The following is a 23,844-nucleotide window of genomic DNA, read 5'->3' on the forward strand; positions in this document are numbered from 1 at the left end:
CGGGTTTGGCTTAGCGCAAAACGGGGTGGTGATCCAGTCACACTGCACGGTGGTATGGCGGCGCTGTGGTGGGGGGCTTGATATGGTGATTGCCTGCGCCCGACCGACGCACTACGCTGTTGATAGAATACCACTTTCAAGCAGGACAAGCGCCTTTGACACAGCCTCCGAAACGCCCGTTGACCCTTCGTGATGTATCCGATGCCTGCGGGGTGTCGGAAATGACGGTCAGCCGGGTTCTGCGAAAACGCGGCGACGTGTCCGAAGCGACGCGCCGGCGGGTGCTGGCTGCGGCGAAAGAGCTGGGGTATGTGCCCAACCAGATTGCCGGATCGCTAGCGTCCCAACGGGTGAACCTTGTCGCGGTGATTATCCCGTCGCTGTCGAACATGGTCTTTCCCGAGGTGCTGAACGGCGTCAATCAGGTGCTTGAAGACACCCCGCTGCAGCCGGTCGTGGGCGTCACCGACTATATGCCCGAAAAAGAAGAACGTGTTCTCTATGAAATGCTGTCGTGGCGGCCCTCGGGCGTGATCATCGCGGGACTGGAACATAGTGATGCGACGCGTGCCATGCTCAAGAACGCGGGCATCCCCGTGGTCGAGATCATGGATGTTGACGGGCGCCCGATTGATGCGATGGTCGGCATCTCGCACCGCCGTGCGGGGCAGGAGATGGCCAAGGCGATCCTCAAGGAAGGCTATGAACACATCGGTTTCATGGGCACCAAGATGCCGCTTGACCACCGCGCCCGCAAACGGTTCGAAGGGTTTACCGAAGGGCTCGCCAAAGCGGGGATAGAGATCGAGGACCGCGCGTTCTACTCTGGCGGCTCTGCGCTGGCCAAGGGGCGCGAGATGACGCAAGACATGCTTGAGCGGTCGCCCGAGCTGGATTTCCTGTATTATTCAAACGACATGATCGGCGCGGGCGGATTGCTGTATCTGATCGATCAGGGCATCGATATTCCGGGCCAGATCGGCCTTGCCGGTTTCAACAACGTCGAGCTGCTACAGGGCTTGCCCCGTCAGCTTGCCACGATGGACGCCTGTCGGCTCGAGATCGGACAGGCCGCGGCGCGTATCATTCTGAACGACACATTGGATGAACCGGACCCCGATCTGCAGACGCAGATTACCCTGACACCGACCCTGTCGCTGGGGGACACGCTGCGCCGCAACCGCAAGGTATGACCCTGCCGCTGATCGGCAACCGCGACGCCCGTCGCATCTTTCTGCATCGTCATCTACTAAGCGATGCACCCCAAGGGCCCGCCAGCGGGAAAGACCTGTTGCAGCTGATCCAGGGCCTGGGCTTTGTGCAGTTGGACAGCATCAATACCGTGGCGCGGGCGCATGATCTGATCCTGTTTTCGCGCCGCCAACGCTATCGTCCGCAAGCGTTGAAGACCTTATATGAACGCGATGGGGCGTTGTTTGAACACTGGACCCATGACGCCGCGGTGATCCCGATGGGATACTACCCCCATTGGGAATTGCGCCGCCAGCGGGACGCGCAGATGCTGCGCCAGCGGTACAAGAACTGGCACCAACATGATTTCGAGGGGCGGTTCCAGAGCGTGCTGGACCAGATCCGCGCACAGGGGCCGGTGTCGTCGTCTGATGTCGGGCAGGATGAACCGCGCTCGAACGGCGGGTGGTGGGATTGGCATCCCTCCAAAACCGCGCTGGAATATCTATGGCGCGCAGGGGCGCTTTGCGTCGTGGGGCGGGACGGTTTCCAGAAACGCTATGACCTGACAGAGCGGGTGATCGACGCGGCGCTATGCGACCCGTCGCAGGCACCGGATGAGGCGCAGACCATCGATTGGTGCTGCAACGGCGCGCTGGATCGTCTGGGCTTTGCCACGCCGGGGGAACTGGCGGCATTCTGGGCGCATATCTCTCCGGCAGAGGCGAAGGCATGGGTCCAGCATGAACAGGCCGCTGGACGTGTCGAGCCGGTGCAGATCGCGGGCGCCGACGGCACAGTCCATCGCAGCTTTGCCCGTCCCGGACTGGCAAGCGACCCCGCGATAGACATGGCTCCGACCGCACGGCTGCGCGTGCTCAGCCCCTTTGACCCGGCCTTGCGCGATCGCAAACGCGCCGAACGTCTGTTCGGCTTCCGCTACCGGATAGAGATGTTCGTGCCCGCGCCCAAACGGGTCTATGGCTATTATGTTTTTCCGATCCTGCAGGGCGACAGCATTGTCGCGCGGGTGGATATGAAAGCGCACCGTGACCGCGATACGCTGGTGGTACGCGCGCTCTGGCCAGAGCCGGGCAGCCGTTGGGGCAAAGGCAAACAAGCCGCCTTCGAGGCAGAGCTGGCCCGCATCATCCGTCTGGCAGGGGTCAGTCAGATCGCTTTCGAAGACGGCTGGCTTCGCTAACCCACCCCGTTTCGATGAACGAATTGGCGGTACATGCCTGCGCAGGCAACAACGATGACAATTTGTAAACATTTTGTTGACGTATTGCTTTTCCCTGCCAAAGTGAGCGGAAAGGAATCAAGAACCATGTCGAACCGTCTTTGCTTTCATCCCAAGGGTCGCCCATGACGCGCCATGTGGTCGTCGTGGGGGCGGGTATTGTCGGTGTGTCTTCGGCGATCTGGCTGCAACGCGCAGGCGCGCAGGTCACGATCATTGACCGCGCGGCACCGGGGACAGGCACGTCGCATGGGAACGCGGGTGTGCTGGCGGCCTGCGCCGTGGCACCTGTCACCGGCCCCGGCCTGATCGCCAAAGCCCCCGCGATGCTGCTGAACCCGGATGTGCCGCTTTACCTGCGCCTGCCCTATCTGCCGCGTCTGCTGCCCTGGCTGGCAAAGTATCTGCGGGTCGCGAACGACCGCGACACCCGCCGGATTGCGCAGGGGCTCGCGCCTATTGTCAGCGACAGTGTGGACCAACACAAAAGCCTGACCGCAGATTTGGGCCTGTCCGACTGGGTGAGGGACAGCGATTATGTTTTCGCCTACCGAAACCGCGCCGCGTTTGACGCCGAAGCCTACACCTGGGCGCTGCGGGCCGAGGCGGGGTTCGCGCCAGAGCTGATCGAGGGGCCGCAGATACACGAGTATGAACCGACGCTCGGGCCGGACATTCACCTAGCTGCCACCATGAAGGACCACGGCTTTATCCGCGACCCCGGCGGCTATGTCGGCGCGCTGGCGCGGGCGTTCGAACAGGGCGGCGGCACGATCCTGCAGGCCGAGGTCAAGGATTTCGACCTGTCCGGCGGCGCGATTTCCGGGGTCGAGACGACCCAAGGCCGCGTGGCCTGTGACGATATCGTGCTGGCCACCGGCGTCTGGTCGAAACCGCTGATGGCCAAGCTGGGGCTGAACGTCCCGCTGGAAAGCGAACGCGGCTATCATGTGATATTCGAGGGCGCGACGGGCGGGCCCGCGCGCCCCGTGATGATTGCCAGCGGGAAATTCGTTGCCACCCCCATGGCGCAGGGCCTACGCTGCGCGGGTATTCTGGAATTCGGCGGGCTTGACGCAGCCCCTTCCAAGGCCCCGCTGGCGCTGCTCCGGCGACAGGCCAAGGCGGCCTTTCCACAGCTTGAGGCCACGCGCGAAATCGAATGGCTGGGGCACCGACCTGCCCCCAGCGACAGCCTGCCCCTGATCGGACAGGTTGGCACAAGCCGGGTCTTTACCGCCTTCGGGCATCACCACATCGGGTTGACAGGCGGGCCCAAAACAGGCCGCCTCGTCGCAGGATTGGTTATGGGGCAACCCGTCAACACCGACCTGCAGCCCTATGCACCACAACGGTTTAGCAGGGGCTAACCCCGCAAACCAAAGACATACCAACAAGGAGAGAACCACATGAAACGGACCACCACATTGATGACAGGCGTCGCGATCGCCGCCCTGACGGTCACCACCGCCCTACCCGCTTTCGCGGCTGAAAAATGGGACATGCCGATGGCCTATTCGGCGTCGAACTTCCATTCCGAGAACGGCGTTGAATTTGCCAACTGCGTGACCGAAGGCACCGCAGGCGAGATCGAGATCACCGTACACCCCGGCGGGTCGCTGATCGCGGGTGCCGACATCAAACGCGCGATCCAGACCGGTCAGGTCCAGCTGGGCGAACGCATCCTGTCGGGGCACCAGAATGAAAACGCGATCTTCGGCTTTGATTCCATCCCCTTCCTCGCGCCGTCCTTCGAGGCGTCCGACAAGCTGTGGAAAGCCGCGAAACCCAAGATCGAAGAGCTGTTGGCAGAGCAGAACCTGACGCTGCTTTATAACGTGCCATGGCCGCCACAGGGCCTGTACTTCAAGAAAGAGGTCAACACGATCGAGGACATGAAGGGCGTCAAGTTCCGGTCCTACAACAACGCCACCAGCCGTCTGGCAGAGCTGACAGGCATGCTGCCCGTCACCATCGAAGCCGCCGAACTGAGCCAGGCTTTTGCCACCGGCGTTGCGGAATCGATGATCTCGTCCGGTGCGACCGGCTATGACCAGAAAGTCTGGGAAAGCCTGACCCATTTCTACGAGGTCGACGCCTGGCTGCCGCGCAACTACATCATGATCAACAATGACGTGTGGAACGATGTCTCGGAAGAGAACAAGGCGATCATCACCACCTGTGCCAGCGATGCGGAAACGCGCGGGCTTCAAGCCTCCAAGGACTATACGCAGTTCACCTATGACGGGCTCCGCGAAGGCGGCATGACCGTAGAACCCGCCAGCGAAGAGCTGATGTCCGGCCTGCGCGACATTGGCGGCACCATGACCTCCGAATGGCTGGAGAATGCGGGCGAGGACGGTCAGGCGATCGTCGATAGCTACAAATCCATGCAGTAAATCAACGAACGGCGGCACCCCACACAGGTGCCGCCGTTTGACGTTCGATCCGCCAATCCGGAGACCTTTCCCATGAACATCCTGCGACGCCTGCTTGATTTCATTTATTTCGCATCTGGCGCCCTGGCTGCCGTCAGTCTTGTCGCGATCCTGCTGCTGATCGTGGTGCAGATGGTTGCCCGCTGGACCGGCGAGGTTTTCCCCGGCGCGGCAAGCTATGCCGGCTATGCGATGGCCGCCGCCAGCTTCCTCGCTTTCGCCAATGCGCTGAACCGTGGCGCGCATATCCGCGTGTCGGTGCTGCTGAACGCCCTGCCCGCAGGCCCGAAACGGCTGCTTGAAATATGGTGTTTCGGCCTTGCCGCGGCGATTGCGTGGTATTTCACCTACTACGCCTATTGGTTCGTCTACTGGTCGTGGAAATTCAACGAAGTCAGCCAGTCGCAAGACGCCACATCCTTGTGGATTCCGCAGTCGGTGATGGTTGTGGGCGGTGGCATCCTTGCCATCGCGCTGACCGATAACCTGCTCTATCTGATCGTAAAAGGCGAACACCGTCTCACCCGCGATCTTGTCGATCAAAGTTTTGGGGAGTGACGCTGTGACGGAACTTTACGCGATCATTCTGTTTATCACTGTGCTGCTGTTCCTGCTGGGCACCGGCATCTGGGTTGGCCTGGCGCTGATGGGCGTCGCCTGGTTCGGGATGGAGCTGTTTACCACCCGCCCCGTTGGCGATGCTATGGTCACGACGATCTGGGCCTCGTCCAGCTCGTGGACGCTGACCGCGCTGCCGCTGTTCATCTGGATGGGGGAGATCCTGTTCAGGACACGCCTATCCGAGGATATGTTCAAAGGGCTGTCGCCGTGGCTGGCGAAATTGCCCGGCGGGCTGGTGCATACCAATATCGTCGGCTGCACCGTCTTTGCCGCCGTGTCAGGGTCGTCTGCCGCGACGCTGTCGACCGTGGGCAAAATGTCGATCCCCGAACTGCGGGCGCGCAACTATCCTGAAAAGATGATCATCGGCACGCTGGCCGGTGCCGCCACGCTGGGGCTGATGATCCCGCCCTCGCTCGCGCTGATCGTTTACGGCGTCACCGTGAACGAAAGCATCACCGAACTGTTCTTTGCCGGCGTCCTGCCGGGGCTTATTCTGGCGCTGATGTTCATGGCCTATGTCGCCTTTATCGCGCTGACCTCGAAGGACTGGAACCCCAGCGTCGAGACAGGGATGAGCTTTGCCGCCAAGCTGCGCAACTCGCGCTTTCTGTTGCCGGTCTTCGGGCTGATCACGGTGGTGATCGGGTCGATGTATCTGGGCTACGCCACCGCGACAGAGGCGGCGGCCATCGGCGTGCTGGGGTCGCTGGCGCTGGCATTGATGCAGGGGTCGCTGAACTGGACCAGCTTTCAGGAAAGCCTGATGGGGGCGATGCGCACCTCTGCCATGATCGCATTGATCCTTGCGGGCGCGGCCTTTCTTAAACTGTCGATGGGCTTTACCGGCCTGCCGCGCGCGCTGGCGGACGGGATTGCTGCGCTTGAACTGACGCGCTTTCAACTGCTGATGGCGCTGCTGGTGTTCTATATCGTGCTGGGCATGTTCCTTGATGGTATTTCGTCGGTCGTGCTGACGATGGCTGTGGTTGAGCCGATGGTGCGCGGTGCGGGGATCGACTTGATCTGGTTCGGTATCTTTGTTGTGGTCGTGGTCGAGATGGCGCAGATCACGCCGCCGATCGGGTTCAATCTGTTCGTGCTGCAAGGCATGACGGATCACGAGATGGGATATATCACCAAAGCCGCCTTGCCGATGTTCCTGATCATGGTGGTGATGGTCTTTGTCCTGATCTTCTTCCCCGACATCGCGACCTGGCTGCCCGAAAATCTAAGGCAGGTGCCCCAATGACCGACTTCCCCCTGATCCAGACCGTTGGCCTGTCCGGCGTGCTGGTGCGTTTTGCCGACACGATGTCAGAGCCCGCGAACCGCGCCGCCCTGTCGTTTCGCGCCGCCGTGGATGCCGCCGACTGGCCCGAGGTGACAGAGACGAGCACCTCGCTGGTGTCCACCTTCCTGCAGATCGATCTGGTGGCGGCTTCGGTGGACACCCTGCTGGACCGTCTGCACGACCTGCTGGCAACGCGCGACTGGTACACCTCTGACCTGCCGACGGGGCGGACGCTGTGGCATGTGCCAACGGTCTATGGCACCGACCTTGCGCCACAGCTTGAAGAAGCGGCAGAGCTTGCGGGGCTGGACCCCGATGCGGCGATTGCGCAGCTGTCGCAGGCGCGCGTACGGGTGCTGACCATCGGCTTTGCCCCCGGCCAGCCCTATATGGGCGAACTGCCGCAGAACTGGGATATTCCGCGCCAGCAGGGGCTGACAAAATCCGTCCCCGCCGGCGCGTTGATCGTGGCGATCCGGCAGTTGATTATCTTCACCAATGCCTCCCCCACCGGCTGGCGCCATATCGGGCAGACCGCGTTCAAGACCTTCCGCCCGCGCAGCGACACGCCCTTTGCGCTGTCACCGGGGGACGAACTGTGCTTCCCCTCCATATCGCGCGCCGAATATGACAAGATCACCGCGACAGATGAAACCGGCCAGGGCGGCGCAGAGACAGAGGTGCTGGCATGAGCGCGACCCTCACTATTTCCCAAGCCGGTCCCGCCCTGACGATACAGGATATGGGCCGTCCCGGTTGGCGTGCCCAAGGGCTTACAAAGGGCGGTGCCGCCGATCCCGTGGCGCTTTATGAGGGGGCCGCCCTGCTTGGCCAATCGCCCGAGTTTGCCGTGATAGAGATGACAGGCACCGGCGGGACCTTCACGGCCGACGCCGACATCCGTATCGCTCTGACAGGGGCCACCATGGCCGCCAGCATCGACGGGGATGCCATTGTCTGGAACGCCAGCCACATGCTGCCCGCGGGCGCAAAGCTGACCATCGGCGGCACCACGGGCGGCACCTATGGCTATCTGCATGTGGGCGGGGGCATCGCCTCTGACAGACTGTTGGGGGCACGGGCCAGCCACCTAAGCGCCGGGCTGGGCCAGCCGCTTGCTGCGGGCGACGCGCTGCCCCTCGGGCCGGACAAGTCGCGCGAAACGGGGCTGCAACTGCCCCGCGACAGTCGTTTTGACGGCGGCACCGTGCGCGTCGTGGCCAGCATGCAGACCGACCACTTTACCGCTGATGAACGCAAACGCTTCGAGACCACCGCCTTTACCCGAGACCCGCGTGCCAACCGCATGGGCGTGCGCATGGACCACGACGGCGACGGCTTCAGCGCCGAGGGCGGTCTGTCCATCCTGTCCGAAGTTATCGTGCCCGGCGACATCCAGATCACCGGCGACGGCGCACCTTTCGTGCTGATGGGCGAATGTCAGACCACCGGCGGCTATCCCCGCATCGGGACCGTGATTCCCCGCGACCTGCCCCGCGTGGCGCAAGCTGCATCGGGCACCGCGATCCGGTTCGAATTCATCACGCTGGAACAGGCCATCACGCTCGAGACGCAGCACCGCCAAGACATCAAAGCGCTTGGCGGGCAGGTCACGCCGCTGGTCCGCGACCCTGCCAAAATCCGCAACCTGCTGGCCTATCAACTGGTGGGGGGCGCGATCTCTGCCACCGACAACCCCTTTGAAGAGGAGCATTAAATGCCGACCGTCGATCTGAATGCCGATATGGGCGAAAGCTTTGGCCCGTGGAAAATGGGCGATGATGCCGCTTTGTTGCAAATCATCAGCTCTGCCAACATCGCCTGTGGCGGCCATGCGGGCGACGCCGATGTGATGTCTGCCACAATGACGCTGGCGCGTGACAATGGCGTCGGTATCGGTGCGCACCCCGGTTTCATGGATCTGGCCGGTTTTGGCCGCAATCGCATGTCGGTGCCACGGGGCACGCTGCAAAATCAGGTCCGCTATCAGGTCGCCGCCAGTGTCGGCATGGCGCGCAGCCTTGGCACATCGGTCCGCCACCTGAAACTGCACGGCGCGCTCGCCAATATGGCGTCAGAGGACGAGATACTGGCCCGCGACCTTTATGAGGCCGCGCTCAGCGTCGCGCCTGATCTGATCGTCATGGTGCTGGCCGCCACGGCGCAACAGGACGCGGTGCAGTCGCTTGGCTGTAAGTGGGCCGGAGAGATCTTTGCCGACCGCGCCTATAACGACGACGCGACGCTGGTCGACCGCTCTAAACCCGGTGCGGTGATTCACGATGCGGCACTGGCGGGCGAACGGATGGTCAAAATGGTCAAAGCCGGTGCGATTCTGACCGAGGGCGGCCAAACAATTCCTGCCGCGATCGATACGATCTGTCTGCACGGCGACACCCCCGAAGCCGTCGACATTGCCCGCGCGGTCAAATCATCCCTGCAAGAAGCAGGGATCGCGCTGAAATGTTTTGAAGGCCATACGGGCTAAGCCCTAAACCCAACACATGAAACGAAAAACAGCGCCCGAGGGGCGCTGTTTTTATCCGTTCCAGTCAGACTGGAAAGTAGTGGTGAGCCGTGATGGGTTCGAACCATCGACCTACTGATTAAAAGTCAGTTGCTCTACCAACTGAGCTAACGGCCCACTAGGCGGGTATCTAGAAAGGTGCGGCCTTGGGGTCAAGCGGAAACTTACGAAAAATTTCACTCTCGCTGGATTAGTTTCAAATGCCGCGTTATATGCGCCGAATGTATAGTGATCTGACCAACGGTTTGCCCTTCATGAAGATGCATGGGCTGGGCAATGATTTTGTCGTGCTGGATGCGCGCCAAAAAGTCGTGCTAGACGCGCGCGAAAAGGTCGTGCTGGATGCGCGCGAGGGTGCTGTGCATGCCGACGGCACCCCGGCGCTCCCGAAGGTGACCCCTGCCCTTGCACAGGCCATCGGACATCGCCAGTTCGGCGTGGGCTTCGACCAGCTGGCTGTGATCACCAATGGCGCGGCTGATGCGCATCTGACGTTCTTCAACGCCGACGGCTCTACCTCTGCCGCCTGTGGCAATGCCACGCGCTGTATCGCGCGGTTCCTGATGGAGGAAACAGGCAAAACCCAACTGCACCTGACCACCGACCGCGGCGATCTGGCGGCGCGGGATGCAGGCAATGGCCTGACATCGGTCAACATGGGTCATCCACAGCTTGACTGGGACGAAATTCCGCTGGCACACCAGATGGATACGCTTGAGCTGCCAATCGACGGTGCGCCGACAGCCACTGGCATGGGCAACCCCCATTGCACCTTCTTTGTGGATGATGTCGACGCGATTGATCTGGCCGGTTTTGGCCCCGGTATCGAGCATCACGCGCTTTACCCCGAACGCACCAATGTGCAGATCGCCCAGATCATCGGCCCCGATCACATCCGTATGCGCGTGTGGGAACGGGGTGTGGGCATCACGCTGGCCTCCGGCTCCTCCAGTTGTGCGACGGCCGTGGCAGCGGCGCGCAGAGGGCTGACAGGCCGCGCTGTGCGTATTGATCTGGACGGTGGCACGCTGCACATCGATTGGCGCGAGGATGGCGTCTGGATGACCGGCCCCTCGGCCCATGTCTTCAGCGGCGTGCTGACCCCTTCGTTTCTGGAAAGCCTGACATGAGCGCCCCGATCTTCTCGAATCACGGCTGCCGCCTGAACGCCTATGAGACCGAAGCGATGAAGGAACTGGCCGAACAGGCTGGCCTGAAAGACGCGGTGATCGTCAACACCTGCGCCGTCACCGCCGAGGCCGTGCGCAAGGCGCGTCAGGACATCCGCAAGCTGCGTAAGGCCAACCCCGACGCGCGTTTGATCGTCACCGGCTGCGCCGCCCAGACCGAACCAGAGACCTTTACCAAGATGGCAGAGGTCGACGCGGTCATCGGCAACACCGAAAAGATGGTGGGCGCGACGTGGCAGGGGTTGGCGGCAGATTTCATCGGCGAGACAGAGGCGCTGCAGGTCGATGACATCATGTCGGTGACCGAAACGGCGGGGCATCTCATCGACGGTTTCGGCACGCGCAGTCGGGCCTATGTGCAGGTCCAGAACGGCTGCGATCACCGTTGTACCTTCTGCATCATCCCTTATGGCCGCGGCAATTCCCGCTCGGTTCCTGCGGGGGTCGTGGTGGATCAGATCAAGCGGCTGGTCGACAAGGGCTTTAACGAAGTCGTTCTAACCGGCGTCGATCTAACCAGTTGGGGTGCGGACCTTCCCGCGACGCCCAAGCTCGGGGATCTGGTGATGCGTATCCTGCGGCTGGTGCCCGACCTGCCGCGCCTGCGGATCAGTTCCATCGATTCGATCGAGGTGGACGAGAACCTGATGCAGGCCATCGCCACCGAGCCCCGCTTGATGCCGCACCTGCATCTGTCCTTGCAGCATGGCGACGACATGATCCTGAAACGGATGAAGCGCCGCCACCTGCGCGACGATGCGATCCGTTTTGCCCAAGAGGCCCGCAAACTGCGTCCCGACATGACCTTTGGGGCCGATATCATCGCCGGTTTCCCGACCGAAACCGACGCGATGTTCGAAAACTCGCTCAAGCTGGTGACGGACTGCGATCTGACATGGCTGCATGTCTTCCCCTATTCGGCGCGCGAAGGCACGCCCGCTGCAAGGATGCCAGCAGTGAACGGCACGCTCATCAAGGAACGCGCGGCGCAGCTGCGTGCTGCGGGTGACGCGCAGGTCGCGCGCCATTTGGCGGCCCAACAAGGTCGCGCCCATCAGGTGTTGATGGAAAGCCCCACCATGGGCCGTACCGAACAATTCACCGAAACCCATTTTGCCACCCCCCAGACCGAGGGCGCGATCATTTCGGCCACGATCACCGGACAGAACGCAGGGCATCTGCTGGCGGTGTGAGACGTTGCAGATTGTAAACCTTTCTCCTCTAGGGTGATTCCCTAGCGAGAAAGGGTTAACATGAGCGAAATTATCGAATGGGTCCTCGAGATGGACGTGCGGGATGGTCAGGGCGACAATGTCCAACCGTTGCTTGAGGAAATGGTACAGGCTGCAGAGGCAGACGAACCGCGCACGCTGCATTGCGAATTCTACATGTCCGACGACCGACGCACCTGCACTGTGCTGGAACGTTATGCGGACAATGCAGCCGTGATGGCGCATTTTGCGCAGTTCGGTGGCCGCTTTGCTGACCGGTTTACAGAGCTGTTTATGCCGGTGCGTTTAACCGTCTACGGCCCTGCCACCGCCGCGGTGATGTCCGTGCTTGCGGGCTATGGCGGTGTGCGGCTTGACCGCGTGGCAGGGTTTCACCGTTAATCCACTGGCGTCGCCTGTCACTGTCGCAAGCCAGCAGCGCTAGTACCCAGCCGAACGCGTCCCCAAAAAAAGAAAGCCCCCCGAACCGCGATGGATCGGGGGGCTATATTCAGGCATTGGCCGTGTGAAGGAAGATCAGTCTTCCTTGTGTTTCACAGGGGCCCACAGACGTTTGTTGGTCAGGTACAGCAATACCGACAGTAGCGTCAGGAACAGAACGCCAGCAAAACCGGCTTGCTTGCGTGCCATCATCTTGGGCTCGGCTGTCCACATCAGGAAGGCCGCAACGTCTTCGGCTTCGTGGTGCAGGTCAGAATCGTGGCCGTCGTTATAGGTCACGTCATCACCGTACAGCGGGGGTGCCATCGCGATCCAGCTGCCTTCGATTGTGGCGTGGCCATTCTCGTCCTTACAGGATTCGGGGATACCGCCGCTTGGGAACGCCGTGTTGTAGTGACCGGGGAAATCCTCGGGGGCACAGGCAGGCGCTTCTTCGTAGCCAGTCAAAAGCGACGCGATATATTCGGGTCCGCCGATGCCTTTGAAGAACTGGTTGATCCCCAGACCATAAGGCCCGTGGAAACCGGCGCGCTTCTTGGCCATCAAGCTGAGATCGGGCGCAGTATCCAACGCGGACTCAGGGAAATGGTCAACCGGCGTGCCGGGGCGTGTGTCGTCCAGCTCGGGGTCGAAGATATCAAAGTTCGCGGCATAGGCACGGACCTGATCTTCGGGAAGGTGGGGGCCACCTTCATCCGCAAGTGTACGGATCGGCACAAACTTCATCCCGTGGCAGGCAGAGCATACCTCGGTATAGATTTGCAGACCGCGTTGCAGCTGGTTGGCATCGAAGGACCCGAAAGGCCCTTCGAAAGAGAAGTCAAAGTCTTCGACATGCGCTTCACCACCGGCGGCGAAAGCAGCGGAACCTGCAAAGCCCAAGGCGACAACAGCCGAAAGGAAGGTTTTCTTGATCATTGTCATGGTCCTTACTCTGCTGGCTTGACCAGCGTCTTGGTGCCGCCGGTTTTTGGCGCGTAATGCGCGTCAAAGTCGGCTTCGATGGTTTCAGGCTGCGGCGCTGGTTTCTCGATCACACCCAGAAGCGGCAGGATCACCAGGAAGTATGCGAACCAATAGGCCGAAGCGATCAGCGAGAAGCTGGCATAGGGCTCTTCCGCAGGCATGGCACCCAGCCACATCAGCGCGAAGAAGTCGATCACCAGCAGCGCGAACCACCACTTGAACATGGGACGATAGCGGCCCGAACGCACCGAGGATGTGTCCAGCCAAGGCACCAGTGCCATCACCGCGATCGCACCGAACATCGCCAGAACACCAAAGAACTTGGCGTCGATGATGCCACCGGTCACGAAGGACGCAATCTGAACAACCCAGACTTCGGCAGTAAAGGCACGCAGGATCGCGTAGAACGGCAGGAAGTACCATTCAGGCACAATGTGCGCAGGCGTCGAAAGCGGGTTCGCCTCGATATAGTTATCGGGGTGGCCCAGATAGTTCGGCATGAACCCCACGATCGCAAAGAAAACAACCAGGATCACGGCCAGCGCGAACAGGTCTTTCATCACGAAGTAGGGCCAGAAGGGCAGCGTGTCTTTCTCTGCGTCTTCCTTGCTTGTGCGCCGGACCTCGACCCCTGTGGGGTTGTTGTTCCCCGTGGTGTGGAAGGCCCAGATGTGCACGATCACCAGACCGGCAATCACGAAGGGCAGCAGGTAGTGCAAGCTGAAGAAACGGTTCAGCGTGGCGTTATCGACCGCAGGCCCGCCCAGCAGAAGCGTTTGCAGGCTTTCCCCGATGAACGGGATCGCACCGAACAGACCGGTGATAACCGTAGCGCCCCAGAACGACATCTGACCCCAAGGCAGAACATAGCCCATAAAGCCGGTTGCCATCATCAGAAGGTAGATCAGCATGCCGACGATCCACGTGATTTCACGTGGCGCTTTATACGACCCGTAGTAGAGGCCGCGGAAGATGTGCGCGTAGACCGCAACAAAGAACAGCGACGCGCCATTCATGTGCAGATAGCGCAGCATGTAGCCGCCGTTCACGTTCCGCATGATGTGTTCAACGCTCGAGAACGCGACATCGACATGGGGGGTGTAGTGCATCGCCAGCACGATGCCGGTCACGATTTGCAGTGCCAGACAGAACGTCAGAACAATGCCCCAGATCCACATCCAGTTCAGGTTCTTCGGTGTCGGGATCATCAATGTGTCATACAGCAGCCCAACAACGGGAAGACGGGTGTGCAGCCACTTCTCTCCGTTAGATTTCGGCTCGTAATGGTCGTGAGGAATTCCAGCCATTCCCGTTCTCCCTTAACCTAGTTTGATCGTGGTTTCATCCACGAATTCTGCGATTGGCACCGGCAGGTTGCGCGGTGCTGGCCCTTTGCGGATACGGCCCGCAGTGTCATAGTGCGACCCGTGGCAGGGGCAGAACCAGCCGCCAAAGTCACCTGCGTCGCCCAAAGGCACGCAGCCCAGGTGGGTACAGACGCCCATCATCACCAGCCAGTCTTCTTTACCGACCATGGCGCGGTTTTCATCCGTCGCGGGGGCACCGGCTGCGATGTTGGCGTTCTCGGCACCCGGATCGGGCAGCTCGGACATTTCAACGTCACGTGCCTTGGCGATTTCTTCTTCGGTACGGCGGCGGATGAACACCGGCTTACCCAACCATTTGACCGTGAGCTGTGTACCTGGCTCAACAGCGGACACATCGACGCGGATGGACGACAGCGCCTTCACATCTGCGGATGGGTTCAACTGATTGACCAATGGCCAGACTGCCGCGCCGACGGCGACCGCACCTGTACCAGCTGTGGCGTAATAGAGGAAATCCCTCCGGGTGCCTGCGTGATCTTCTGCTTGGGACACGGGTTAACTCCAAATCGAGGGCCTGACGGCCATTAAATCAAGGGGCGGCGCTGACGCACCTCCCACAATTCTTTTGGTTACTAGCGGGCTGCGTCGCGCACGTCCAGATACCTTTGTCGCGCAAACCGTCGCAGTGTTGCATTCCTTCAAGGGTGCAGACCGGATTTTTTGCGCTTTTATCCTGCCGGAGGGGCAGTGGCCTGCATGGATGCACGCGAATCAAAGCGGCGCGCCCAATCGGCCAAGGCGTCGTTTCCCTTGCGCCAATTGCGCGCGTCATGCCGGAAATCAAGGTATCCCAAGGCGCAGCCGACGGCGATCTGCCCCATATCCAGCGGACCGGAAAGCTGACTGATCCAGCGTGTGTTCAGCGCCGCGCACGCCCGTTCAATCTTGGACCACTGACCCTCGACCCATTCTGGCATCTGCTTGCCTTCGGGGCGCATCCGGCCCTCGTAGACCATCGATAGCGCCGCATCGAGCATACCATCCGCCGTTGCCTCAAGCGTCAGCGTGTCCCAGCGGCGGCTGCCGGTCGGGTACAGCTTGCCGCCCGCGCGATCATCCAGATAGGCGCAAATCACACGGCTATCATACAGCGCGGGCCCCTCGTCGCGCACCAGTGCCGGTACTTTGGCCAGCGGGTTGTTCGGCAGCAGCGCCGCATCAGGTGCCAGCGGCGTGGTCGAGATATTCTCAAGCGACACATCTTCGATCTGGCCGGTTTCATGCAGCAATACCATGACCTTGCGGACATAGGGTGATGTCGGGGAATAGGATAGTTTCACGGGTGTCTCCTCCTCGGGGTTTGGGCGAACTATCAACGTCATCCGCGCGCGGTGCAATCGCTTGTTGATCACGCACCTTTTGCCGCGCGCATCTGGTCGGCCAAACTGCCTGTTCCCGCGCCAAAGCCGTGCGCCTCTACACCGTCGGCTGCGGCCAGTCGCACCGCATCGGGTTTATTCTGGCTCAGCTTCCACGTCCCGTCGACGCCGGTGATCCGGATCCGGCAGGGCACGATCATGCGCATCATTTTCTGCATGGTCAGGGGGTTCATCTTGGCGGTGGTCCACGGCGGCTTGGGCAGCAGACGATCCTCGAACCAGGCAGACTGGCGATCCAGCAGGTCCAGCAGCTCTTCCTGCGGGCGCAGCTCTAGCGTGCCGGTCAGATGCACCGCCACATAGTTCCACGTCGGCACCTGATCGTCGATGTCGTACCAGTCGGGCGAGACATAGCTATCGCCCCCGCTGATGGCGAGCTTGACCGGCAGCGCGGGCTTGAGCGCCCGCGCAATCGGGTTTGACCGGACCAGATGCAGATCCGCCTGATCCCCTGCTTCGTTCAGCAAAAACGGCACATGGCTGATCAACGGGGCGTCGCTGCCATTGGCTGCGAGCACGCCAAAGCTGCGGTCGCGGGCAAAGGCGATGTTCTTGGCGGTGCCGGCGTCGTGGTAAACGGGATTCGGGTGCATAACGTAGGGTCCAAACTGCAAACGCGCTTTTGGTATTGCAGACGCGCCCCTGCCTTGGCAACGTATCCCTATTCTCAGGGCGGGGCGCAATTCCCCACCGGCGGTATGTGGCCCCAGTGCCACGAGCCCGCGAGCGCTGGCGACATCCCTTCGGGATGCGCCGGGTCAGCAGATCTGGTGAGATGCCAGAGCCGACGGTCATAGTCCGGATGAAAGAGAATGCGTTTGTTGCGGCCCCTTGGGGCCGTCCGCAATCGTGATCGCCTTGGGTGACTTGTGTCGCTGACGTAAAAAAGGAGATCACTATGACACACACCCGCTACGCCTTTGTAAAAGCACGCTGGCACGCCGATATCGTTGATCGTGCCTATGACGGGTTTTCCGAAACCATCCCCGCAAGCCAGATCGATGTTGTCGATGTCCCCGGCGCGTTCGAGATGCCGCTGATGGCGCAGACCCTCGCCAAATCCGGCAAATACGATGCGGTGATCTGCGCGGCCTTCGTGGTCGATGGCGGCATCTACCGGCATGATTTCGTGGCGACAGCCGTGGTTGACGGGTTGATGCGCGTAGGCCTTGATACGGGCGTGCCCGTCCTCTCGGTGTCGCTGACGCCGCACCATTATCAGGAAACCGACCACCACAATGCGATCTACCGCGCGCATTTCGTCGAAAAGGGCCGCGAGGCCGCTTCGGCAGCGCTTGGCATCGTCGCGGCGCGTCAACTGCTTGACGCCTAAGACGGGTTTACCGCGCGGGCCTGTGCGTCAGGCCCGCTGCGCCCCGATGCTGGCGATGCCCAGCACATCCAGCACTTTGGCCTCGATATGTTCGGCGTTCATCCCCGCGACCGCATACATATCCGCGGGGCTCGCCTGATCGATAAAGATATCGGGCAGCACCATAGACCGGTATTTCAGCCCCGCGTCGAACACGCCCTCATCCGCCAGAAGCTGTGCCACATGGCTGCCAAAACCGCCGACTGCACCCTCTTCGATGGTGATCAGCGCCTCGTGATCGGCGGCCAGCGACAGGATCATCTCGCGGTCAAGCGGCTTGGCAAAGCGGGCGTCGGCAATGGTCGGCGTGATGCCCTTGGCCCGCAGCGCCTCGGCGGCTTTTTCCACCTCTGACAGGCGCGTACCAAAGGACAGCAGCGCCACGCGCTTGCCCTCGGCGATGATGCGCCCCTTGCCAATCTCCAGCGGTTCGCCGCGTTCGGGCATGGTCACGCCCGCGCCTTCACCCCGCGGGAAGCGGAAGGCAATCGGCCCGTCGTCATAGGCCGCCGCCGTGGCCACCATATGCACCAGCTCTGCCTCATCCGCGGCAGCCATCACGACGAAATCGGGCAGGTTCGCCAAAAACGCCACGTCAAAGGCACCAGCGTGGGTGGCGCCATCCGCCCCGACCAACCCCGCGCGATCAATCGCAAAGCGCACCGGCAAGCGCTGGATCGCCACGTCATGCACCACCTGATCATAACCGCGCTGCAGGAAGGTCGAATACATCGTGCAGAACGGCTTCATCCCGCCCGCCGCCAATCCGGCAGAGAATGTTACACCGTGCTGTTCCGCGATGCCCACGTCAAAGCACCGGCTGGGGTAGCGTTCGGCGAAAAGGTTCAGCCCTGTCCCATCCGGCATCGCGGCCGTCACGGCGCAGATCTTGTCGTCTTTTGCGGCCTCGGCGATCAGGCTGTCCGCAAAGACGCGGGTATAGCTGGGCGCGTTTGACGGCGCTTTCTTTTGCTCGCCCGTCAGCACATTGAACTTGGCGGTCGCGTGGCCCTTGTCACGGGCGGCTTCGGCGGGGCCATAGCCCTTGCCCTTTTTGGTGATCACATGGATCAGCACCGGCCCCGTCGCCCGCGCCTTGACCGTGCGCAACACCGGCAGCAACTGGTTCAGGTCATGCCCGTCAATCGGCCCGAGATAGGAAAACCCAAGCTGTTCGAACAACGTACCGCCCACGGCCATGCCTTTGAGCATATCCTTGGCGCGCTTGGCCCCTTCGCGGAACGGGCCGGGCAACATGCTGACAGCACCCTTGGCCGCGGCTTTGAAATCCTGAAACGGCTCTTCGGCATAAAGACGGCTGAGGTAGGTCGACATCGCCCCCACTGGCGGCGCGATCGACATCTCGTTGTCGTTCAGGATGACGAACATCCGCTTTTTCAAATGGCCCGCGTTGTTCATCGCCTCATAGGCCATGCCCGCCGACATCGACCCATCGCCGATCACCGCAATCGCATCGCCCAGACCTTCGGGGACATTGCCGCCCAGATCCCGTGCGACCGAAAAGCCCAAAGCCGCGCTGATAGAGGTCGACGAATGCGCCGCGCCAAAGGGGTCGTAGGGGGATTCACTGCGTTTGGTAAATCCGCTCAACCCGTCTTTCATACGCAAGGTGCGGATACGGTCGCGGCGTTCGGTCAGGATCTTATGCGGGTAGCACTGGTGGCTCACGTCCCAGATCAGTTTGTCCTTCGGCGTATCGAACACCGAATGGATCGCGACCGTCAGTTCAACCACGCCCAGACCCGCGCCCAGATGGCCGCCCGTCTCTGATACGGCAGAAATCGTCTCTGCCCGCAGTTCATGGGACAGTTTCACCAGCTCTGCATCCGAGAAATTCTTCAGATCGGCAGGGCGGTTCACCCGGTCCAAAAGGGGCGTATCTGGTCTATCGGTCATCTGGCTCTCCACCGGATCAGCTTTTGCGGGAAATAACGAAGCGGGCCGCGTCTCGCAAGGTTTCGGCGTCACTGCCGTAGGGGGACAGGGCATCACAGGCAGCATCGACAAGATCACGGGCACGGGTGCGGGCGGGGTCCAGCCCCAGCAGCGACACAAAGGTCGCCTTGCCCGCATCGGCATCCTTGCCGACGGCCTTGCCCACCGTGGCGGCATCGCCTTCGACGTCAAGAATGTCATCCGCAATCTGGAACGCCAGCCCGAGGTTGCGCGCATAGCTGCGCAGCGCAGCGGGATCATCGCCCGCCATCACCGGCCCCGAGGTCGCGGCCCATTCGATCAGCGCACCGGTCTTGCCGGCCTGAAGCGTCGTGATCTGGTCAAGGGTCAGCGGTTGGCGTGCGGTTTCGGCGGCGATGTCCATCGCCTGCCCGCCCACCATGCCGCGCACACCGGCAGCCCGCGCCAGCCCCGTGACCAGCGCAACCCGTTCAGCGTCGCCGCAGCCCGTTGCCGCGACCAGTTCAAACGCCAATGTCTGCAGCGCATCGCCCGCCAGAACCGCCGTCGCCTCGCCCCATTTAACATGTACCGTGGGTTGACCCCGACGCAGGGCGTCATCATCCATGCAAGGCATGTCATCATGCACCAGCGAATAGGCGTGCAGCGCCTCGATCGCGCCGGCGGCGGGGGCGGCTTGTGCTTCTATCACCCCGTGCAGCCGCGCGCTTTCGATCACCAGAAAGGCCCGCAGGCCCTTGCCGCCTGTCACGGCATAGCGCATCGCCTCGGCCACGGTGCCGTCCAACCCGCCAAGCCCGTGCAGGATCTGGCCAATCGCCAGATTCGCAGCATGGGGCATGGCCGCATGAAACGGTTTGCGCGTCAGCTCTGTCTCAAGCGAGATGTCAAACCCCGCCAACAGGAGCCACTCCGACAGGGTTGCCGTCGCCATCCAGCGTGATCTGCGCGACTTTCTCTTCGGCTTCCTTCAGCTTGGTCTCGCAGCGTTTCTTGAGCTTGGCCCCGCGTTCGTAAAGCGAAATGCTTTCATCCAGCGCCACATCGCCGCGTTCCAGCTGGCCCAGAACCTTTTCCAGTTCGGCCATCGCTGCCTCAAAGCTCATCTCTTCTACCGGAGTATCCGTCATTGCCGTGAATCCCATCAATCAAACTTGGCCTGACCATAGCCCGCCCGCGCCATGGCTTCCAGTGACCGTGCCGATTTCTTGGGCGCAAATTCTCTTACGCCACGACACCACATTTACCGCCAAGGCAGCGCGTGATCAGTCGGGGGCCAGCATATAGCCCGCGCCGCGCACGGTTTGCAGATAGCGGGGCTGTTTGGGATTGTCTTCGATCTTGCGGCGCAAACGGGTGATCTGCACATCGACAGCACGTTCCTGCGCCTGCCCGCGGTCACGGCCCAATTCCTCCACCAGTTTTGACCGGCTCAGCGCGGCGCCGGGTTGGGCCGCGAAAATGCGCATCAGCTGGATTTCGGTGGCGGTCAGCCGCACCAGATCATCGCCCTGCCACAGCTCTCCGCGTTCGATGTCATAGCGGATCGGCCCCATCGACAGCACCTTGGGCGCGGTATCAGCCACGCGGGTGTCGGGCATACGCCGCAGGATCGCGTTGATCCGCAACAGCAGCTCTTTGGGTTCGAACGGTTTGGCAAGGTAATCATCCGCCCCCGCTTCCAGCCCTTCGATCCGGTTGCCCGTCTCGCCCTTGGCGGTCAGCAGTAGGATCGGCGTTTGCATGTCTTCGCGCAGGCTGCGGGTCAGGCTGAGACCATCCTCGCCCGGCATCATCACATCCAGCACGATCAGGTCGAAATCCAGCCCCGCCAGAATACGCCGCGCATGGGCGGCATCGCGGGCCGAGGTCACAAGGAACCCGTGCCGCATCAGGAACTTCTGCAGCAGCGTGCGAATACGTTCGTCGTCGTCGACGATCAGCAGATGTGCGTCGGCCTCGTTCACGCGCCGTTTTCCTTCAGACGGGTGTAACAATGGTGCATTTCGGGGTCCATCATCGCCTCTAGCACGGTGCGGAAACCGGCGACCGCCTCGGGGCCCGCGTCGCGGAACGCACTGCGCATCCGCATCCGCTGTGCATCAGACAATGTCTGTTCGAGCGCGCGCCCGGCGTCAGTCAGATACAAGTGCCGCTCCCGCTTGTCTGCTTTTCCCACTTGGCTTTTGACAAGACCATCAGCGATCAGCGTGCGCAATACACGATTAAGGGATTGTTTTGTAACACCCAAAATCCCCAGAAGGTTGTTTACCGTCGTGCCCGGGGCCCGGTTGATAAAGTGGATCGCACGGTGGTGCGCACGACCATAGGCCATATCCACAAGGATCTTGTCAGGGTCGGCTGTAAAGCCGCGGTAGGCAAAGAACATCGCCTCGATCCCCTGCCGCAGCTGTTCATCCGTCAGGAACAGCAGGTTCTCGCCCGTGTGTGATGATGGGCCGCGTCCGTCTGCCATTATACTCTCCCCTTGCTGCGCCAAGAGCTTACGTCAGCGTTATTGACTTTCCAAGAGTCAAAGGCTATCGAATCCCATGTTTTGCGTAATTATATGTCTGCACGCAGCGGGTTTCACGCAATTTTCATAAACCCCGAGGTGCTTTGAGGAAGGATACATCATGGACGGCGCATACGACGATCGCGACGGCAAAATCTGGTTGGACGGTAAAATGGTCGATTGGCGCGACGCCAATGTCCACATCCTGACCCACGCCATGCACTATGCGTCATCGGTGTTCGAGGGCGAACGCTGCTACAATGGCAAGATTTTCAAAGGCCGCGAGCATTCGGAACGGCTGCGCAAATCGGCGCAATACCTCGACTTCGAAATCCCCTATTCCGTGGACGAGATCGAAGCCGCGAAATACGAGATGCTCAAGGCGAACGGCTGGACCGATGCCTATGTCCGTGCGGTCGCGTGGCGTGGTGCCGGCCCCGACATGGGTGTCTCGGCGGCGCGCAACCCTGTGCGTCTGGCCATCGCGGGCTGGGAATGGGGCAACTATTACGGCGACGCCAAGATGAAGGGCGCCAAGCTCGACATCTCGAAGTGGAAGCGCCCGTCGCCCGAAACGATCCCCGTACACGCCAAAGCGGCGGGCCTGTATATGATCTGCACCACCTCCAAACACGCGGCAGAGGCCAAGGGCTGTTCCGACGCGCTGTTCATGGACTACCGTGGCTATGTGGCCGAAGCGACCGGCGCGAACATCTTTTTCGTCAAGGACGGCGAAGTGCATACGCCACTGGCCGATTGCTTCCTGAACGGGCTGACCCGTCAGACCGTCATCGGGATGCTCAAGGAAAAGGGCCTGACCGTGCACGAACGCCACATCATGCCGGAAGAGCTGGAAGGCTTCGAGCAATGCTGGCTGACCGGCACCGCGGCCGAGGTCACACCCGTCGGACAGATCGGCGACTACACCTTCGAGGTTGGCGCGCTCACCCGCGAGATTTCGGAAGACTACGAAAAGCTCGTCCGGTCCTGAACTGCCCCATCAAAACAAACGGCGCGAGGGGTTCTCCCCCCGCGCCGTTTTCGTGCCCGCGCCTGCGGTGCAGCACGTCGTATTAGTAAAGCGCGACCGGATTGATCATCGCCTGTACCGTGCCTTTGATCAGCGGCTGCCCGAGCACGAACATGAACTCCTGCACGCCTTCAGCGACCAGCGGTCCTGTGTTCATCGTCTCCAGAATATAGATGCCGTTATCCTTGAGCAGCGTGACATGGCCATAGAACACCTTGTCCCCCTCTTTGGGTGGAATGGCTTCTAGGCCCCATGTGTCTGCACCCACGGCCATCGGGTTCATCGACGCCATAAACACCGCGCCTTCGTTGTTCAGCCCCGGTTCGGTGGACCCCCAGGCCGTTGGGTCGCTTTCCATCATGCCGTCGGTCCAGCCCGTGTGAAACAGCACGATATCCCCTTCGTTTACCGTGATCTGCTGCGCCTCCATCGCGGCGGTGATCTCTGCCTCGCCAAAATGCTCACCGGCGGCCAACACATCTTTGCCCATGTGCTTGGCCATATCGATGATCACAGCGCGCCCGACCAAGGGCGGCACGGCATGCGTTCCCAATTTGGTCAGGCCGCTGATCGCCGAGATTTCCTTTTCGTCTAGGCAGTTATAATACATCCCGTCTTCGCCCAGATGCCCAAGCCCGTCCAACTGCGACCCGATACCGATCCAGGTTTGCAGCAGATCGTCGTTATAATTGCCCTCGTAGCCAAAGGACGACAGCTTTTGGCCACCGTGCTGGTTCGGCTGGACGACCTGAAGGCTCAGCGAACGGGGCGGGAAGGCAGGTGTATCCGGCCCGATCACGATCCCGAGCGGCATCGATTTGCCCTGCTTGATCAGCTTGGCGGCCTCCAACGTGCGCTCGGTCGAGATCAGGTTCGCCGATCCCAGCTGGTCGTCAGGGCCCCAATGCGAATGGTCACAGTCTTGCGCCCATGCGGCAGATGCCCCGACGCCAATGGACACGGCAGTTGCGATAATCTTGGTAAATTTCATCTTTCTTCCCTCCCAGAAAACAGGGTGCAGCACCGACGGGATAGCCGCTGCTCCACACCCCAGAGGGTTAGGCTAACATGAAATTCAA

At 61.3% G+C, this 23,844-nt stretch carries 25 protein-coding genes, 1 tRNA gene and 1 riboswitch; of the genes, 14 read left to right on the plus strand and 12 right to left on the minus strand.

What is annotated here, in order from left to right:
* Positions 1-155: 155 nt before the first annotated feature.
* The 9 genes from B4F27_RS10905 (at position 156) to B4F27_RS10945 (ending at position 9,275) form a co-directional block, all read left to right on the plus strand.
* Entirely contained in the window at positions 156-1,193 is a 1,038-nt protein-coding gene (locus B4F27_RS10905) for a LacI family DNA-binding transcriptional regulator (RefSeq protein WP_037942958.1), read from the plus strand.
* Entirely contained in the window at positions 1,190-2,395 is a 1,206-nt protein-coding gene (locus B4F27_RS10910; RefSeq protein ID WP_286759667.1) for a winged helix-turn-helix domain-containing protein, read from the plus strand. The genes B4F27_RS10905 and B4F27_RS10910 overlap by 4 nt, the downstream gene beginning before the upstream one ends.
* Before the next feature lie 140 nt (positions 2,396-2,535).
* Complete coding sequence (locus B4F27_RS10915; RefSeq protein ID WP_340246604.1) at positions 2,536-3,804, plus strand: NAD(P)/FAD-dependent oxidoreductase; 1,269 nt, start codon at positions 2,536-2,538, stop codon at positions 3,802-3,804.
* Between the two features lie 39 nt (positions 3,805-3,843).
* A complete protein-coding gene (locus B4F27_RS10920; protein ID WP_074636223.1) occupies positions 3,844-4,833 on the plus strand; it encodes a TRAP transporter substrate-binding protein in 990 nt (329 codons plus the stop codon).
* Between the two features lie 72 nt (positions 4,834-4,905).
* On the plus strand, positions 4,906-5,430 hold the full coding sequence (locus tag B4F27_RS10925) for a TRAP transporter small permease (protein ID WP_005850973.1): 525 nt from the start codon (positions 4,906-4,908) through the stop codon (positions 5,428-5,430).
* A gap of 4 nt (positions 5,431-5,434) precedes the next feature.
* A complete protein-coding gene (locus tag B4F27_RS10930; RefSeq protein WP_286759669.1) occupies positions 5,435-6,745 on the plus strand; it encodes a TRAP transporter large permease in 1,311 nt (436 codons plus the stop codon).
* Positions 6,742-7,479 carry a 5-oxoprolinase subunit B family protein gene (locus B4F27_RS10935; RefSeq protein WP_005850971.1) on the plus strand — a complete coding sequence of 246 codons (738 nt, stop codon included), beginning with the start codon at positions 6,742-6,744 and terminating at the stop codon, positions 7,477-7,479. The genes B4F27_RS10930 and B4F27_RS10935 overlap by 4 nt, the downstream gene beginning before the upstream one ends.
* Positions 7,476-8,504, plus strand: coding sequence for a biotin-dependent carboxyltransferase family protein (locus tag B4F27_RS10940; protein ID WP_286759670.1), 1,029 nt, complete (start codon positions 7,476-7,478; stop codon positions 8,502-8,504). The genes B4F27_RS10935 and B4F27_RS10940 overlap by 4 nt, the downstream gene beginning before the upstream one ends.
* Positions 8,505-9,275: a LamB/YcsF family protein gene (locus B4F27_RS10945; protein ID WP_037964670.1), complete on the plus strand. Its 771-nt coding sequence runs from the start codon at positions 8,505-8,507 to the stop codon at positions 9,273-9,275.
* Positions 9,276-9,355: 80 nt separating this feature from the next.
* On the opposite strand, the gene B4F27_RS10950 is transcribed toward B4F27_RS10945, so the two are convergent.
* Positions 9,356-9,431 (minus strand) — tRNA-Lys (locus B4F27_RS10950).
* Between the two features lie 104 nt (positions 9,432-9,535).
* Between B4F27_RS10950 and dapF the strand changes: the two genes are divergently transcribed.
* From dapF to B4F27_RS10965, 3 genes are read left to right on the plus strand one after another with little or no spacing between them, the layout of a single operon-like run.
* Positions 9,536-10,444 carry a diaminopimelate epimerase gene (dapF, locus tag B4F27_RS10955; RefSeq protein ID WP_286759688.1) on the plus strand — a complete coding sequence of 303 codons (909 nt, stop codon included), beginning with the start codon at positions 9,536-9,538 and terminating at the stop codon, positions 10,442-10,444.
* Positions 10,441-11,697, plus strand: a complete 1,257-nt coding sequence (gene mtaB / locus B4F27_RS10960) for a tRNA (N(6)-L-threonylcarbamoyladenosine(37)-C(2))-methylthiotransferase MtaB (protein WP_074636232.1) — start codon at positions 10,441-10,443, stop codon at positions 11,695-11,697. The genes dapF and mtaB overlap by 4 nt, the downstream gene beginning before the upstream one ends.
* Before the next feature lie 60 nt (positions 11,698-11,757).
* Positions 11,758-12,117, plus strand: coding sequence for a putative quinol monooxygenase (locus tag B4F27_RS10965; protein ID WP_005850966.1), 360 nt, complete (start codon positions 11,758-11,760; stop codon positions 12,115-12,117).
* Positions 12,118-12,252: 135 nt separating this feature from the next.
* On the opposite strand, the gene B4F27_RS10970 is transcribed toward B4F27_RS10965, so the two are convergent.
* The 5 genes from B4F27_RS10970 to B4F27_RS10990 form a co-directional block, all read right to left on the minus strand.
* The gene (locus tag B4F27_RS10970) at positions 12,253-13,101 is read right to left on the minus strand and encodes a cytochrome c1 (RefSeq protein ID WP_074636237.1); all 849 of its coding nucleotides are present in this window, start codon (positions 13,099-13,101) and stop codon (positions 12,253-12,255) included.
* 5 nt (positions 13,102-13,106) lie between these two features.
* The gene (gene petB, locus B4F27_RS10975) at positions 13,107-14,450 is read right to left on the minus strand and encodes a cytochrome b (protein ID WP_005850964.1); all 1,344 of its coding nucleotides are present in this window, start codon (positions 14,448-14,450) and stop codon (positions 13,107-13,109) included.
* 12 nt (positions 14,451-14,462) lie between these two features.
* Positions 14,463-15,023, minus strand: a complete 561-nt coding sequence (gene petA, locus B4F27_RS10980) for a ubiquinol-cytochrome c reductase iron-sulfur subunit (protein ID WP_286759671.1) — start codon at positions 15,021-15,023, stop codon at positions 14,463-14,465.
* A gap of 176 nt (positions 15,024-15,199) precedes the next feature.
* Entirely contained in the window at positions 15,200-15,811 is a 612-nt protein-coding gene (locus tag B4F27_RS10985; RefSeq protein WP_235602507.1) for a glutathione S-transferase, read from the minus strand.
* Between the two features lie 68 nt (positions 15,812-15,879).
* Positions 15,880-16,503 carry an FMN-binding negative transcriptional regulator gene (locus B4F27_RS10990; protein ID WP_286759672.1) on the minus strand — a complete coding sequence of 208 codons (624 nt, stop codon included), beginning with the start codon at positions 16,501-16,503 and terminating at the stop codon, positions 15,880-15,882.
* A gap of 66 nt (positions 16,504-16,569) precedes the next feature.
* Positions 16,570-16,728, plus strand: a riboswitch (FMN riboswitch).
* 80 nt (positions 16,729-16,808) lie between these two features.
* On the opposite strand from B4F27_RS10990, the gene B4F27_RS10995 reads away from it, so the two are divergent.
* Complete coding sequence (locus tag B4F27_RS10995) at positions 16,809-17,243, plus strand: 6,7-dimethyl-8-ribityllumazine synthase (RefSeq protein WP_005850960.1); 435 nt, start codon at positions 16,809-16,811, stop codon at positions 17,241-17,243.
* Between the two features lie 27 nt (positions 17,244-17,270).
* On the opposite strand, the gene dxs is transcribed toward B4F27_RS10995, so the two are convergent.
* The 5 genes from dxs to B4F27_RS11020 form a co-directional block, all read right to left on the minus strand.
* A complete protein-coding gene (dxs, locus tag B4F27_RS11000) occupies positions 17,271-19,199 on the minus strand; it encodes a 1-deoxy-D-xylulose-5-phosphate synthase (protein ID WP_009825808.1) in 1,929 nt (642 codons plus the stop codon).
* Between the two features lie 16 nt (positions 19,200-19,215).
* Positions 19,216-20,154 carry a polyprenyl synthetase family protein gene (locus B4F27_RS11005; protein ID WP_286759673.1) on the minus strand — a complete coding sequence of 313 codons (939 nt, stop codon included), beginning with the start codon at positions 20,152-20,154 and terminating at the stop codon, positions 19,216-19,218.
* Positions 20,108-20,350 carry an exodeoxyribonuclease VII small subunit gene (locus B4F27_RS11010; protein ID WP_005850957.1) on the minus strand — a complete coding sequence of 81 codons (243 nt, stop codon included), beginning with the start codon at positions 20,348-20,350 and terminating at the stop codon, positions 20,108-20,110. Before B4F27_RS11010 ends, B4F27_RS11005 begins: the two co-directional genes overlap by 47 nt.
* Positions 20,351-20,485: 135 nt before the next feature.
* Positions 20,486-21,187, minus strand: a complete 702-nt coding sequence (locus B4F27_RS11015) for a response regulator (RefSeq protein WP_005850956.1) — start codon at positions 21,185-21,187, stop codon at positions 20,486-20,488.
* Positions 21,184-21,696 carry a MarR family winged helix-turn-helix transcriptional regulator gene (locus B4F27_RS11020; protein WP_005850955.1) on the minus strand — a complete coding sequence of 171 codons (513 nt, stop codon included), beginning with the start codon at positions 21,694-21,696 and terminating at the stop codon, positions 21,184-21,186. The genes B4F27_RS11015 and B4F27_RS11020 overlap by 4 nt, the downstream gene beginning before the upstream one ends.
* Before the next feature lie 160 nt (positions 21,697-21,856).
* Between B4F27_RS11020 and B4F27_RS11025 the strand changes: the two genes are divergently transcribed.
* The gene (locus B4F27_RS11025) at positions 21,857-22,726 is read left to right on the plus strand and encodes a branched-chain amino acid aminotransferase (protein ID WP_005850954.1); all 870 of its coding nucleotides are present in this window, start codon (positions 21,857-21,859) and stop codon (positions 22,724-22,726) included.
* Positions 22,727-22,808: 82 nt separating this feature from the next.
* Here B4F27_RS11025 and B4F27_RS11030 read toward each other — a convergent pair whose 3' ends face one another.
* Positions 22,809-23,756 carry a cyclase family protein gene (locus B4F27_RS11030; RefSeq protein WP_037964653.1) on the minus strand — a complete coding sequence of 316 codons (948 nt, stop codon included), beginning with the start codon at positions 23,754-23,756 and terminating at the stop codon, positions 22,809-22,811.
* Positions 23,757-23,844: the final 88 nt, after the last annotated feature.

Source organism: Sulfitobacter sp. UBA1132 (assembly GCF_002311545.1).
GTDB lineage: Bacteria > Pseudomonadota > Alphaproteobacteria > Rhodobacterales > Rhodobacteraceae > Sulfitobacter > Sulfitobacter pontiacus.

Bases quoted from the DNA above. Each gene is read 5' to 3' on its own strand.
- B4F27_RS10920 (WP_074636223.1), top strand. From the start codon at position 3,844: ATGAAACGGACCACCACATTGATGACAGGCGTCGCGATCGCCGCCCTG.
- B4F27_RS10935 (WP_005850971.1), top strand. From the start codon at position 6,742: ATGACCGACTTCCCCCTGATCCAGACCGTTGGCCTGTCCGGCGTGCTG.
- B4F27_RS10910 (WP_286759667.1), top strand. From the start codon at position 1,190: ATGACCCTGCCGCTGATCGGCAACCGCGACGCCCGTCGCATCTTTCTG.
- petB (WP_005850964.1), bottom strand. From the start codon at position 14,450: ATGGCTGGAATTCCTCACGACCATTACGAGCCGAAATCTAACGGAGAG.
- dxs (WP_009825808.1), bottom strand. From the start codon at position 19,199: ATGACCGATAGACCAGATACGCCCCTTTTGGACCGGGTGAACCGCCCT.
- B4F27_RS10945 (WP_037964670.1), top strand. From the start codon at position 8,505: ATGCCGACCGTCGATCTGAATGCCGATATGGGCGAAAGCTTTGGCCCG.
- B4F27_RS11030 (WP_037964653.1), bottom strand. From the start codon at position 23,756: ATGAAATTTACCAAGATTATCGCAACTGCCGTGTCCATTGGCGTCGGG.
- B4F27_RS11010 (WP_005850957.1), bottom strand. From the start codon at position 20,350: ATGACGGATACTCCGGTAGAAGAGATGAGCTTTGAGGCAGCGATGGCC.
- B4F27_RS10990 (WP_286759672.1), bottom strand. From the start codon at position 16,503: ATGCACCCGAATCCCGTTTACCACGACGCCGGCACCGCCAAGAACATC.
- B4F27_RS11025 (WP_005850954.1), top strand. From the start codon at position 21,857: ATGGACGGCGCATACGACGATCGCGACGGCAAAATCTGGTTGGACGGT.
- B4F27_RS10925 (WP_005850973.1), top strand. From the start codon at position 4,906: ATGAACATCCTGCGACGCCTGCTTGATTTCATTTATTTCGCATCTGGC.
- B4F27_RS10970 (WP_074636237.1), bottom strand. From the start codon at position 13,101: ATGACAATGATCAAGAAAACCTTCCTTTCGGCTGTTGTCGCCTTGGGC.
- dapF (WP_286759688.1), top strand. From the start codon at position 9,536: ATGTATAGTGATCTGACCAACGGTTTGCCCTTCATGAAGATGCATGGG.
- B4F27_RS10995 (WP_005850960.1), top strand. From the start codon at position 16,809: ATGACACACACCCGCTACGCCTTTGTAAAAGCACGCTGGCACGCCGAT.
- B4F27_RS11020 (WP_005850955.1), bottom strand. From the start codon at position 21,696: ATGGCAGACGGACGCGGCCCATCATCACACACGGGCGAGAACCTGCTG.
- B4F27_RS11005 (WP_286759673.1), bottom strand. From the start codon at position 20,154: ATGGCGACGGCAACCCTGTCGGAGTGGCTCCTGTTGGCGGGGTTTGAC.
- B4F27_RS10940 (WP_286759670.1), top strand. From the start codon at position 7,476: ATGAGCGCGACCCTCACTATTTCCCAAGCCGGTCCCGCCCTGACGATA.
- B4F27_RS10965 (WP_005850966.1), top strand. From the start codon at position 11,758: ATGAGCGAAATTATCGAATGGGTCCTCGAGATGGACGTGCGGGATGGT.
- mtaB (WP_074636232.1), top strand. From the start codon at position 10,441: ATGAGCGCCCCGATCTTCTCGAATCACGGCTGCCGCCTGAACGCCTAT.